This is a genomic window from Polaromonas sp. (genome assembly GCF_010365105.1).
In the GTDB taxonomy this organism is placed as follows: domain Bacteria; phylum Pseudomonadota; class Gammaproteobacteria; order Burkholderiales; family Burkholderiaceae_C; genus Polaromonas.
Window position 1 is genome coordinate 1 of record NZ_JAAFGZ010000022.1, and the last position, 13,950, is coordinate 13,950.

Sequence of the window (13,950 nt, forward strand, 5' to 3'; positions counted from 1 at the left end):
CCGACGGTGGTGACATCGTTGGCAGTCAGGGTACTGGACAGCAGCGGGATCGAACTGGTGTAGCTGAACGCAGCACTGAGGGTGATCGTGTTTATCGCCCCCGTTGCCGCAGCGGCCGGTATGAACTGCTTAACGATGAGGCACAGTGTTTGCTCTGCCGTCACGGTGATCGGGGCGCTGACTTGCGGCTCCGAGCCCTGCAGCGTGCTGCTGCAGTCGCTGTCGCGGTACAGCACCTGGCTCCAGGGCAGCCCGGCGGGCGTGGCTGCATTGGCCAGCGACAACGCAAGCTGCCCCCCGCTGCCTGCAGTGAAGGTGTGGGCGTAAAACACCACCGTGCCGGGCTGCCCTGTCTGCGCACCGTTGGGGGACAAGGTGTTGACCGGAACCAGCCCGAAATTGGCGTCGATGAGGTTGACGCCGTTGACCGGTGTGTAGCCAAGGCTGGGCCGGTTGTAGGTGCCGTTCGTATTGCCCGGAGTGCCACCGGTAGCCACATAGCCACTGGCGGCAAAAGGCGTTACCACCCGCTGTTGGCCAATGGACGCTGGAACAAGCATGCTGTAACTGCCATTGCCGGCAGTGGTGGCAAATGCGACCACTGCAGCGCCGTTGCGGACCTCGACCAGCAAACCGCCGATTCCTGTTTCCGCGCCATCACGCACGCCGTTGTTGGCAACGCCGCCAGCACCGGCGCCCGTATCGAGAAATACCACGCCGCTGAGTCGCGAACCGTTGTAAAGGCCGAAATTTTGTGGCGGCTCGGGGGCAGCGCTGACGGTGATCTGAACAATGCCGCTCGCGTTTTCAGTGCCGATATAGTCTGAAGGTATCGAAGGACTGATGTCGGTCAATGTGCCGTTGTTGTCCAGAATCAAGCAGTAATTGCCTTGGGCCACATTTGCAAGGCTGAACCCACCCGTGGCAGCGTTGACCGCCACCGCATTGGTTGCAGGGCTGGAACACGCGGTGCCGCTTGAAGGCGACAGCTTGACAAACAAGCCGGACAACCCCGTGCCCGATTCGGAGCCGTCCAGGCTGTTGTTGCCATTGGCATCGCGGTAGACGCGGCCCGACACCGCCAGGCCCACAGCACTGACAACCGGCGTGGCGCATCCGGCACTTGGCGCGTTGGCGGCGGTGCAGGTGGTGGGCACCGGCGGACTGGCGGCGCCGGTCGGGTCCACCGACGCATAGTTGGCAACAGTGGCATTGGTGGTGGGGCTGACGGTAATTTGCAGAGCCGATGTGCCGGTGGTGGCCGCAATGGTTCCCACGAAGTCGCAGGTGACCAGTGTGCCGCTGGCATTGGGTGCAGCGCTACAGGACCATCCGGCGCCGCTGCTGCTGACATAGGTGACGTTGGACGGCAGCTGGTCGAAAACGCGGGCGGAATTGGCCGGGTAACCACCGGTATTGCTGACGGTGAGGAGGTATGCACTGTTGCTACCCACCGCCAGCGATGGCGAAGGCTGCGATTTGGCCAGGTTCAGCGTTGGGAACACCGGTGTCAGGACGACCGAGCCATTGCCGCCGGCCGTGCCTCGCGGATTATTTCCCGTGCCAGGGTCGGCCGGACTGCCGGCCCCGCCGCCGCCGCCTGATGCGGTGAGAACCGAAAAGCCGGTGACCGCAGCGGCTGCACACGAACCACCTTTAATTGCGGCTGTGCCATTGGCTGTGCCGGACTTGTCATTGTGAGCGCTGCCACCAACGCCGCCGGGGCAACCACCACCGCCACCGCCACCGCCACCGCCGTCTCCGTTGACACCTGGCGAAGTACCCACTACGCCGGCTGAGCCCGGAAGTGTCCCGCCCGTCGGGTTCGCTGTAGCAGGCGCAATAGAGATGGATTCCCAAGAGCCGCCCTGGCCGCCGCCGCCGCCGCCCGCCACAAAAATACGCGTACCGGAAGACGTACTCACCACGCTGGCGCCGCCACCGCCACCGCCGCCGCCGGAGTAGCCGCCGCCGCCCGGCAAGCCGCCAGCGCCACCGGCCCAACCATTGACCCCGCCGGCGCTGCCGGCCACACCGGCAGAATTGGTGGCGTCAAAGCCGAAGCTGGAGGTTACGCCGCCGGTACCGCCACGCCCTACATAGATTTTCAGCTGCGTTCCGCTGATGGCCAGATAGGTGCCGGTTGCGGTGACCCCGTTGCCGCCGGTGCCGCCTTTTCCAGCTCCGGCAGCGCCAGCACCTTGCGCATCTGCACCACCACCCGCGCCGCCAGCGCCAGCGGCCTGAATGACGACGCCGCTGGCTCCCGCCGGCAGGGTATAGGTCTGTTCGGCTCCGGTGAAGTCAAAGTTCACCGCGCTGGCTGATGCGTGCATGCCCATCAGGCTGGCAGCCACCCACCATCGTGCCAGCCACAGCTGCCTGCCCACAGCCGGCAAACCCGCCAACTTGCATCGAGCCGATTCGATCAACCGGTCTGAAGCAGGCACAGGCGTCATGGTTGGGAATCGGCAGATACAAGCGCTGCCTTTGCCGGGGATGTCGACGCCACCGGCATGCCCGATGTCGCGGCATCGGCGCCGAACAGGTTTTCATCAAACTTGAACCGCAGCCGCAGGTACACGCCGCGCTGGGTGTAGGCGTCGCCTGCCAGTTCTGCTGCCCTGAAACCCTTGGCGTTGTAACCCAGCGAAAGCCAGAGGTTTTTCCAGACCAGGTAGCCGGCCTCGACACCCATCGCGGTTTCTGCGGCGCCGTTGCCCCACATGCGATAGGCCTGCACGCCGATGTCGACGCGATCGGTGACGTCCCAAGTGGAGCGCCCGCCCAGGAGCTGTGTAAAGGAACGGCTGTCCAGCGTATTGGCACGGTCGGTGGCCCATCTTGCAGCATACCGGCCGGTCATCAGCCAGTGGTGGCTGGGCTGGAAGTTCACATGGGTGGATGCCAGCCAGGAGGACTCGTCGCGGTTCAGCCCGGCCCCCAGTGTGCTGTCCAGGTCGCGCTTGAACTGGATGCGGCCCAGTGCGTTGAACGCATCGGTTTCAACAGGACGGTATGAAAAACCGGACTGCGCGGTCACCAGCTTGCGCTCCCCGCCAGCTGCGGCAAGGCTGGTCTGCATGCTGTACAGGGCCCGGTTGAGAAGCGTCCAGTCGGCATCGAGCTTGTTCGCCAGCGCGGCGCTGGTGAGCCAGCTGCGCGAGGCTGAAGAAGTTTGCCACTGCACTTGGGCAGAGCCCTTCCAGTCGGCAGCGGCCACGTAATCGATACCTAGAGTCACCGCGCTGGAATCGTCTGCCACCACGCCAGTCAAAGGCTTGATGCGCTGCAAGCTGCCGGTAAGACCGAGGCCGCTTTCCAGGCGCCAGAGCCGGCGCAGGCCGACGGCAGCTTCACTGTTGCGTCCATTGAGGCTGTCGCCCATGCGGTATTCGTTGAAAACTTGGGTGCTGTCCGGCAACTCGGTGTTGATGCCCGCCACGGTGGTGTATTGCGATACAGCCGGATTGAGGTTGTAGGGGCCATTCAAACTGTTCGTCAGGTCGTGGCGCAGGTACAACTTGGTCGTTGGATTGACTGCATAGTTGCCGCCCAGGCCAATCTGGCGCCCACCGCTCCCGTCGATGGCGTATTCGGCGATCCCGAAAACATCAGCCTGCGGCAAATTGGGCACGGGCACCGTCAACTTGACGCGTGCGCTGGTAAAACCGGTCTGTGCGGAAGCGGCGGCAAGCGCAGCCGCACCAGGGCTGACAGGCAATGAAGTGCCGGGCAGCGGAAAGGCCGTCAACACCGAGCTTGCATTGGCGCGGCTGTAACGAAACCCCGCTTCAATCCGGGCATTGCCGGGCAGACTGTGCTCCAGCTTGATCTCGGCGCCGGTCTGCTCGGCGCCGGTGATGCTGTCCGAGGTTTTCAGGGCTTCGGCCACGAGCCGGTTTTTTTCATCCAGCGGAATCCCTGTCTTGACGCCGTATTCTGAGCGGCCCGCCGATTGCGGGCTGTTGGGATTGAAAAACCCGGCATCCGTGCGTGCCGCCCACACGCGGGCCTGCAACGCCAGGTCGTCATGTCGAATTTCAATGCGCTGGCCGCCGCCGCTGCCCTGTAGGTCGGTCGAACTGCGGGCGATTTCCGCTGTGGCCAGCGTCTTGTCGCCCAGCCGGGCGGCCATGTTGATGCCCGCCAGACTTTGCTGGTTGACCGGGTCGGCATCGCGGATGAGCGTTGCGCCCACGGCAAGGTTGGGTGTCAGCTGAACCCTGACGTCGGCACCGGCCACCGAGTGTTTCGGGCCACCCGAATCGATGGCATAACTGACCCGGATGAACACTGGATTGAGGTCGGCATCCACGCTGGGCACCGGACTTTTGAGCAGCAGCTGGCCAGAATAAGGCTCCAGCTCATAGTCGGTGAAGGCGGCCAGTGGAACATCCTTGACGATGACCGAAGGCTGGTTGCGGTCACGCGTAAGAATGTTCACCTGCTGGCTGTTGACCACACCATTGACATTCAGTCGGAATGGCCCCGAAGTGCCGTTGGCCCGAAACTCTTCCACCAGTTGCGTGGTGGAGGTGCGGCTGGCAAAGCCTTCAACCGTGAAATTCCCTTCCTGCAAGCGCCCCTTGACACCATTGAGGGCACGCGAATACTGCGTCAGCTGGCGCACTGGATTGTCGCTCTGGGTCGAGTAATCGCCCAGCAGTGCATAGCTGGTGCCGTTTTGCACCATGACATAGAGTTTTCCGGTGGACTGGGCGTCAAAGCCGCGGGCTGACGAGTCACCATACACCGGGTAGAACTGGTTGGGCTGGATGTCGCGGAACAGCGCGGTATCCGAAGGTTTGTCAGAGTCGTAAGCCAGGGTCAGCAGGGTGGAGCCGAGCACCTTGCCCTTCAGAAAAAGTGCAGCGCGGGCCGCCACTTCGCCCTTACCGTTGTCAAAGCTGCGTGAGGCACTCTGGATCTGGCGCTCGAACACATCACCGCTTTGCGTGGGCTGCAGGCCCGAAGGCGAGAGGTTGCGCAGGTTGATCGTTCCTTCGATCAGGCCGACCGCCAGCATGGGACGCAGGTTGGGCAGAAATTCGACCTTGGCCACGGCATTGACCTTGCCACTGGTGGCACTCAGCTCGGCCTTGCCTGGCTGGGCTGGCGGCAGCAGCAAAAAGCGTGCTTCGCCGCCTTCGACGAATACCTGGACGCCTGGTTGTTGCGGGTCCAGATCGGGCGTTTGCCACTGGCCCAGACTGGACAGCAAAGTGACCTGGGTGCGAACCGCAACTGGCAGGTTCTGCGCATCGCGCAAGCGAAGGGTGACAGCCAGTGGCGTGGCGCTGTCAGCGACAGGGTGCGCTGAAACGTCTATCCCGATGTGTGCAAGGGCTCCGGGTGCCAGCAAGGTGATCTGTTCCTGGCCACGCAGGTTTCCAAAGGGGTCGGTTGACCGCAGGATCAAGGTGTTGCGTCCCGGCTTGAGGTTGATACCGATGTATTCCCAGGCAAGCGTGCCATTTTCTTCCAGGCTGCTCTTCTTGCCGACCTGGGTGAGGGGGACGGGTTGGCCGTTCACCAGAAGTTCAAAATTTCCGCCCACAGGGCCTTTGACGCGGACTCGGGTCTGGTCGCTGGTCAAGACCTGCTCATTGCGCAGGTTGATAAAACCGACTTCAGGGCCAAGACCGGGCAAAAGGTCTTCCAGCGGCTGCATCGGCTGGCTTTGCTCGCCAGGCTCTGGCGGGGACGCCAAAATATTTGTGGAAGGCACCGCATCAGGCTGCATCTTGCCGGGCGTGAAAAGCGCCTGGGGTACACCTTGCGCAGTGGGTGCGTAAGGGCCGCCTGGATCACCGACCGCGCCCAGCGCAGCGGCAGATGAAGACGGTCGAAGGGTTACACCGGGAAAAGTGGTGGTGGGCAGCAGTTTGGTCGTGTTTGAACCGCCATTGGCTTGCAACGCGCCAGGCAGACCGAAGGTGCCGCTGGACGGCAAGGCGCGTCCATCTGCAGCCGCCGCCGAAGTGGTAGACGAGAGCAGAAGAGCGGCGGCTTGCAGGACTTCGTTGGGAGAGCTCAGCGCCTTGCGCCGAGCCGCGACCTGCTCCTGGACGTCCGGTGTGCATTCGGCAACGGCAAAGTCTGCTTTCTGCAATTCACCGTGGGTCAGATCGACAAACCGGCTGTCCGGGTCCAGTGCATTTCGGTTGCTCAGCACTTCAAGCGTTGCCCCGGCTGGCAAGGTGGTGCGGTCGATCTTGACCACATGGGTGCGGGGGGTCAAACCGTACAGGCTGTATTTGCCTTCTTCATCGGTAATCGCATGGGTGCCATCTTCCAGATAAAGCCGAACACCCGGAATGCCCGGTTCACCAGCATCCTGGATGCCGTTCTGGCGACAGTCGGCAAACACCTTGCCAATGAGATAGGCCTTGTTTGAAAACACGCCACCGACAAGCTGAACACGAACGCTTGAATTGTTGGACAGGACATTGCCACTGACTGCCTGCGCCGTGTTGACGCCATTGCTGCCCTGACTGCCGGCGCCCACGCGAACGCGATAAGTCAAAACCGGCTGTGCACCCACCGCCACAGAGCCCAGCGAAAATTGCAGGCCGGGACCGGTTCTGCCAGCAGGATCAGGAAGTGGCGCGCCATTGAGCCTGGCCGTACCCCGAACATAGGCAAAACCCGCCGGCAGGCTGTCATTGACCACCGTAGCGGGAAGCCGCACGGCGGTGACATTGTTGAACTTGACGGAATAATCGACGAAATCACCAATTTCGGCCGTGGCCTTGTTGGCTGTTTTTTGAATGAAAAGCCCACCGGTAGCGCCCGCGTCAAGCGGCACATCAAACCTCACTGGCGCCCGGTCCGTGCTGGCGATGGTGAATTCCTTGCCATAAGAGCCCTGCGCATCAATCAGACGCCCTGCCGGCTGAAGCGCTGCCGGCAGTTTCGAGGGGAACGTATAACCCGCCGGCGTGCCCAGCATCAGCTTGTAGGTGCTGGGTGCCACCAGGGGAAAGGCAAAACTGCCATCGGCCAGGGTAATGATCTGACTTGGGGCTGGTGTGCCGTCAGGCAGGAACACCGTTGCCGCACTGCCCGGTTTTCCGCCATTGCCCGCTCCGGTGACATCGATCAGTTGCACAGTCACGCCGGCGAGCGGCTGGTTGGTCTTGCTGTCATACACCACGCCGCTGGGGTCAATCAGCAAGGTGGTGGTGGCCGAAACCGAAATACCGCCACAGGCGGTGAGGGTCGCACTGACCACATCATCTCGCAGCACTTCCAGGATGCCGTTGCCCGAGGCCACGACACGAAATGCCGCGTTGGCTGTGGGCACATTGGGCAAGATGCGAAACAAGCCGGTGTTGGCACCCGTTTCGACCGCAGTGAAGGTTTCTGTGTCACCGGTGAGCTGGCTGACCAATGTCACTGGTGCCGTATTGATCTGGGTCGGGCTGGTATTGCAGGCAGCCGCATCCACCTGTATGAACAGCGGGCTGCCGGTCAGGTTCTGTATTGCAGGGGTGAGGTAGCTTGTATTGGTATAAAAAGCGATTTTGGCTGCCCTGGCAGGCAGAGGCAGCACCACGGTATTGCTGCCAGTGCTCAAGCGGGCGCCCTGGTCGGTCCAGTCGGTATAGGCCGTGCCAGTAATCGTGCCTGCAGCATTGTTGTTGACGGTGACGGTGAACTGCCCCTGCAGGCTCGCGCCTTGCGGAAGGCTGGCCACGCCCCAGGCCACGACATCCACCACGGCACCCACTGGCAAGCTGGTGACATAGCTGTCGACGGCACTGCCCAGCACATGGTAGAGCACCTGTGTGCCGGGGCTGACCGGCATCTGGATGGACACAAAGGTCACATTGACGGGAACGGGCACACGCAGCACAAACAGGGTGGCCGGCGCACCATTGAGCGTGACCACGGTTGACGCAGCTGCTGCGTTGCCGTTGTTGACTACGGTGGCGGTAAACCCCAGAGACGCTTCAGGCAGGGCTGTGGCAGCCGATGGCGCCAGAGTTGCCACGATCGCGGCCCCGTTGGTCAAGGTTATTGTGTCGGTATTGCTGGCACTCACGCCCTGCAACGTGCTCAGGGCGGCAACCACCAGCTGTGCGGACTGCCCCGGCGTGCTGGTGGCGGGCGCTTGCGCTGTCAACAGCAAATTGACACTGTCCCCGGGTGTCAATGAAATGGCGCCACCGGCGGAAATAACAGGTTCGCCTGTGTCGGCTCGGCCATTGGAGTTGGTGTCCTGGATCACCTGCACCCCAAGAGGCGTGAACGCGCCACCCACAGCAACACTGGCTGTAATGCGGTAGGTAGCCAGTGCATTGCCGGTGTTGGTAAGCTTGTGGCTGATGGCAAATGAGGAGCCATTGGCCACCAGCACTGTCTGGTTGGCGGAAAGGGTCAAGGCCTCCAGCACCGTGATGGTGGTGTTGACGGTATTGGATTTCAGCCGCACCGACAAGCCGGATGCTGAATCCACATACGTTCCCGTCCCCGTGTTGCTGATGACGGTGCCTGCAGGTGCGGGCCCTGCCTTTGCCACGGTCAACAAGACCAGCAACAGGCAAAAGGGCAAGAGCTTGCGAAACAGGCGAAAGAGCATGGAGGGAATGGGTGGGGAAGGGAGGGCTTGCGGTTGGCCGCTTTTTGGAAACCACCTTGCGGCTGGTTTCTAAAAAGCGGAGGGAGGCTTTCGCCCCCCTCCGCTGGACGGTCACGACCTTTTTAGTTGTCGATCTGAACGCCAAAAGTCACCACAGCCGACTGGCTAGGTGTGAGCGTGCCGACAGCGGCACTGATGGCACCTGCCGCGCCGACGGCAGGACCGGTAACGGTGCCCACTGTCGTGGCAGCCAGGTTTTTCAGCTTCGTGTAGGTCGGCGTTACATCAGACACGACAACCGTGGTGGCATTTGCAGAACCCACATTGGTGACAGTAATCTGGTAAAGCACGCATTCGCCAGGCTTGGCATTCAGGTTGGCGGCGGTATAAACACCTGCAGTGCCAGTGCAGTTGACGTCAAGCGACTGTGCCTTTGTCAGGGTCAGGTTACCGGCGATGACTGTGGTGCTGTCCGTGGCCACGGTGGGTGCAGGAACGGTGGTGGAGTAAGTACCGTTGGTGGTGGTCACCGTGATGGTCGTTGCATTCACCGCGCCAGGAACGGCGCCACTCGGAGCGATCACCTTGTCGAAAACGGTGATGGACGCACCAGGCGCAAGGCCGGCAGGCAGCACAGAATTCAGGGTGCCGGTGATCAGCGGATCAGTTGCATCCAGTGTGCCGTTGGGGCCATTGTCGTAGTACAGCGTCGAAGTCCAGCCGGTCTGGTTGTTCGCGGCCCCCAGGGTGATGGTGCTGAGCGTGCCATTGCCTTCGGTCACGTTGCCGGTGTTGGTCAGCGTGTGGCTGTAAACAAACGAGCCACCCGGGTAGGTCTGGCCAGCGCCGTTGGGCGTGATGGTGATGGAACGCACGGCGTTGACTGTCACGGCGTCGTGCAATATGTCGCTGGCACCCGAAGTAGGCGACAGGGAGCGGAAATACAGGTCGTTGGTTCCTGCAGCAAAGCCGGCCGGCACGGTCACCACGGCGCAAACGGTGGCTGCGCTGCCTGCGGCCACATTGCCCGAGTTGACGATGGTTGCACCTGTGGATGAACAGGCAGTGCCTGAGCCACCGTCAGCCTTGAAGGTCACGGTCCAGCCTAGAGGCGGGGTCAGCGATCCAAATCCTGGCACCGTGCTGGCACTGAAGTTGAAGCTGTCAGGTGACGGGCCGGTGTTCTTCGCAACCAGGGTGAACACCGTCGTGGTGCCGGGATTCACGGTGTTGGTCACTTGCACTGTGGCTTCAGGGCCTGCGCCAACGCCCGGACCTGTGACCGAATTGTTGGTCAGGTCAACCGACGCACCCGTGATGGCGGTCAGCGTGTCAGTCGCGGTCGCTGACTTGGTGGGATCAACCACCGAGGTTGCGGTCTTGGTGATCACAAAAGGACCTGCGCCAGACGCATTGGGCGGCAACGTGGCTTTCAAGATCACGTCGTAGGTTGCATTGGCAGCCAGCGGACCCGTGTCGATGATGCCATCGCCGTTGGTATCGACCAGCGGTGTCAGGCCATCGCTCTTGAACAACTGGAAGGTGGTGCCACTCGGGAAGGAGTTGCTGGCAGCCAGCTTGATGTTGAAGGTGTCTGCGCCGGTGCCGGTGTTTTTCACCTGATTGGTGAAGCTGACCGTTGCGCCGGTATTGGCACTGGGCGTTGCCGCTGCCGGACCGGTGAATGTCACGGCCGCGGTTTGCTGCACCGTGAACGGCACCGTGTTGGACGAGCCCGTCACGGTCGTCGCGCCGTTGTTGTACGACGTGGTGGCAACGTTGTTCAGCACACCGGGGGCAATGGCGGCATCCACATTGACATTGAAGGTGATAGTGCCCGACTGGCCCGCCGTCACCGAATTCAGGGTTGCCAGGAAAGTCTTGGTGGCTGCGGTGTAGCCAGACGTCAAGGTGTTGGGCGATGTGCCCGAAGAAACACCGGAATCGCTCAATGCCGCACTGCCCGTCACGCTCCAGCGTGCGGAAGCTGCCACATACGTCATGCCTGCAGGAATCACATCGGTGATGGCCACGGCGGAGGCCGTGCTGTTACCGGTGTTCGTGTAGGTCAGGGTGTAGGTGTAGGGTCCGGAACCCGGCGCTCCGGTGGACACACTGACAGCCTTGGTCAGTGTCACTACCGCATTGTTGGTGACCGTGGTGGTGTCGGTGTTCGATGCAGTTTGAGCCGGTGTCAAAGCGCTGGCAGCCGTGACCACGATGGCATTGGTCTGCGCCGTGACGGCCGTGCTGGGCAGGGTGCCAACGACGATGAACTTGAAGGCAGTGCCTGCAGCCAGCGCGCCGCTGGAGGTGATGGCCGAGCCGGTGGGCTGGCCACTGCCGTTGTCGGCAAAGAACTGCACGGTCGTCATGGCGAATCCGCCGGTATTGGCGCTGGTCAGGTTGAACGTGTCCGAACCGTTACCCGTATTGGTGAGGGTATGCGGGTAATAGACCACGCTGCCTGGTGTGGCCGTTTGCGCGCCGTTGGCGACCAGGGTCAAGCTGGCGACCTGGGTGACCGTGGTGCTGACCGTGTTTGACAATACCGTCCGCGAACCCCCCAAACCGTCGGCATAACTGGCCGAAGCCTGGTTGCTGATGGAGGCGCCTGCAGCAGGCGCTGCAGCGCGTGCCGGCATGACGGCCAGCGCCAGCAAAACAGCGGCAAACAAGGCGGCCAGCCACCGGGTGAAGAAATGGGGCAGGCGCAACAGGTGCGGACTGATGGGGGGGGCATACATGGCGGGGTTCTCCTGGATTCAAAACGACAAACAAGTAACAACGAACGACTGAAGCGTTCAACGCCGGGCCGCCTGGCTCAGCGCTGCTGCATAAAAACAGGCAGCCTTACGGCTTGGTGCCAGAAGCGACGACGGGTGCGTCGATGCGCACGCGAAGGCTGACCACAGTGCTGGTACCAGCGCCCAGCGTGCCGACATCCCAGCGCAGGGCACGGTATTCAGCCAGCGGAACGGCCTCTTTGCGATCGCTTCCATCGGCCTGCCTGACCATGCGAACCAGCGGCAAGGCCGCAAAACGGGTGCCGTCGGTGGACGCCTGGGTGGCTGCCGGCTGTGCACTGCCCGCAATGAACGTGGTTCCGACGGGTACGGGAACGACCGCCTGGAGTGCGCTGACAGCGGTTGTGCCGGCGTTGCGGTAGGCGCCGGTGTATTCAATGACCTCGCCTGGCTTGCTCTGGGCAGCGGGTTTGAGAACAGCCTTGCCCTCCACCATTTCCACACGCTGAGCGCTAAGGGTGGAGGTAACGGCAGGTGTTTGGGCTAGGGCAGCCGGCCCCAAGGCCAGGCCGGCGACCAGAAAACAAAGACTCAGGAGAGATTTCATCGGGGTGCATCCAGAATTTAGACATCAGCGGCAAACGACTGTGATCAAAAGCCAAAGGCCGCAGTGCAAATTGTTACTGTTTTTAATTCAATTTATAAAGAACGTAACTTTATGTTAACAATTTAAAAAATGCACGCCATGTTGCCAAAATTCATGAAAAACCGCGCAAAATTTCACAAAAATCCTGCATTCAAACTATAAAACAACGCTTAAATAGCATTATTTTGTAGTTTTAATACATTTAGTTACTTTTGCTTGATAGTCGCAATGCCACTTATTTGTATTAAATTAATTACAAATTCATCTGCTTGTGGCATGGCGGGTGCAACTTAATGCGTGAGAAGCCGTTGCAAATTTCCGTTAATGTTCATCTGGAATCCCCACTCAGGTGATCGGCCGGAATCCTCAGCCAATAGTCAGACCGTAGAAATTCATGGAGAGCACAAGGCAATTAGCAGCAGAGTCCATGGCGCAGCGCAAGCGCTTGGGCTGGACTGCAAATCTGGGTATGGGTAGGCTACAACCCCGTTTGGGCCGCATTGGCCAGTTGACTGAGCCCTGTTCAGCGCACGCCGTCCCGCAACCGCACAAACACTTTCCAGAACGCAGCGTCCTGCGTCGTCGCGAAATTGATGCGCATCAGCGTGCCGGGCTTGCGCACCGCATGAAACAGCGAACCGGGCGCGATCAGGTAGTCCTCGTCCAGCAGGCGCTGCGCCAGCGCGTCGGTGTCCACGCCGGTTTCAACCCAGCCAAACAGGCCTGCGGGCTCTGCGGCAAAGCTGCAGCCATGGGCCAGTGCCAGTTTGACGCTGCGACCGCGTGCCTGGTCAAGCCGGCTGCGGATGCGCTCGGCATGCCGGCGCAGCTGGCCCTGATCAATGCACCAGGCCAGGGCTTTTTCCAGCAGCGCGGGTGTCGTCAGGGTGGCGAGCAGCTTGGTATTGAGCAGGCGCTCGACCAGCACGGGCGGCGCGGCCATGAAGCCCACGCGCCAGCCGGGTGCCAGGATCTTGGAAAACCCGCTGACGTAAATCGTACGTTGCAGGCCGTCAAGCGCGCACAGCCGCGTGGCATGGTCGGGCGCCAGGTGGCTGTAGGTGTCGTCCTCGGCGATATGGAAATTGTGCTGGCAGGCCAGTTGCAGCAACCGGTGGGCGCTGCCGGGCGACAGGCAATGACCGGTCGGGTTGTGGAACACGCTGACGCTGACAAACAGCTTGGGGGCATGCAGCTGGCAGTACTGAGCCATCACATCGAGGTCGGGTCCGTCTGCACGGCGCGGCACCGGCAGGATGCGCATGCCCAGCGCATCGAGCCGGGCAAACTCCACCGCCCAACCGGGCTCCTCGACCATCACGCAGTCGCCGGCGCGCAGCAGGGTGCGGCTGATGATGTCCAGCGCGTGGGTGGCGCCGACGGTGGTGATGATCTGCCCGGGCTCGGCCGGGATGTTGAGCGCGCCCAGCCGCTGCGAAAGCGTTCGGCGCAGGCCGCTGTCGCCCATGGGCTCGCCATAGTGAAGCGACAGTTCGCGCAGCGCACTGTCGCTGGTGACCTTTCGCACCGCTGCCGGCAAAAAGCTGGCGTCCAGCCATTCCGCCGGAAACACGCCCATGCCCGGTTGCGGCTTATTGCTGACGGAATGGAACATGCCGCGAATCAGGGCCGCAGCATCGACCGGCGCACGGGCTGCAACCGCTATGCTTTGAATAGCTGCTTGCGCAGATGCAGCCTGCGCAAACGGCATATTTGATGTCAAATCCCGGACAAAAAAGCCTCGGTTCTTGCGCGCCACCACCAGCCCCTGCGCCTGCAGCTGGTCATAGGCAGCCACAACGGTGGACACGCTCACGCCCTGCTGCTCGGCGCACAGCCGCACCGACGGCAATCGTGCGCCCGGTGCCAGCAAGCGGGTGCGGATGCGTTCGGCAAAACGCGCGCAAAGCTGCTCGGCCAGGGACTGGGATGCGGTTTTCATCAACATGGCTGGATCTTCTGTGGCGGGA

Annotated in this window: 4 protein-coding genes and 1 pseudogene; all 5 read right to left on the reverse strand. The window is 61.8% G+C overall.

Going from position 1 to position 13,950, the window contains the following annotated elements:
- Positions 1-2,459 (reverse strand): annotated as a pseudogene (locus GZ092_RS14475) (hypothetical protein); the annotation flags it as partial.
- Positions 2,456-8,587, reverse strand: coding sequence for an SdrD B-like domain-containing protein (locus GZ092_RS14480; protein WP_293637407.1), 6,132 nt, complete (start codon positions 8,585-8,587; stop codon positions 2,456-2,458). The pseudogene GZ092_RS14475 and the gene GZ092_RS14480, both read right to left, overlap by 4 nt.
- Before the next feature lie 122 nt (positions 8,588-8,709).
- Positions 8,710-11,334 (reverse strand): hypothetical protein, encoded by a 2,625-nt coding sequence (locus tag GZ092_RS14485; protein WP_293637408.1) that lies wholly within the window; start codon positions 11,332-11,334, stop codon positions 8,710-8,712.
- A gap of 106 nt (positions 11,335-11,440) precedes the next feature.
- Positions 11,441-11,941 (reverse strand): hypothetical protein, encoded by a 501-nt coding sequence (locus GZ092_RS14490; RefSeq protein WP_293637409.1) that lies wholly within the window; start codon positions 11,939-11,941, stop codon positions 11,441-11,443.
- Between the two features lie 562 nt (positions 11,942-12,503).
- Complete coding sequence (locus GZ092_RS14495) at positions 12,504-13,928, reverse strand: PLP-dependent aminotransferase family protein (protein WP_293637411.1); 1,425 nt, start codon at positions 13,926-13,928, stop codon at positions 12,504-12,506.
- Positions 13,929-13,950: the final 22 nt, after the last annotated feature.

Bases quoted from the DNA above. Each gene is read 5' to 3' on its own strand.
- GZ092_RS14480 (WP_293637407.1), bottom strand. From the start codon at position 8,587: ATGCTCTTTCGCCTGTTTCGCAAGCTCTTGCCCTTTTGCCTGTTGCTG.
- GZ092_RS14485 (WP_293637408.1), bottom strand. From the start codon at position 11,334: ATGTATGCCCCCCCCATCAGTCCGCACCTGTTGCGCCTGCCCCATTTC.
- GZ092_RS14490 (WP_293637409.1), bottom strand. From the start codon at position 11,941: ATGAAATCTCTCCTGAGTCTTTGTTTTCTGGTCGCCGGCCTGGCCTTG.
- GZ092_RS14495 (WP_293637411.1), bottom strand. From the start codon at position 13,928: ATGTTGATGAAAACCGCATCCCAGTCCCTGGCCGAGCAGCTTTGCGCG.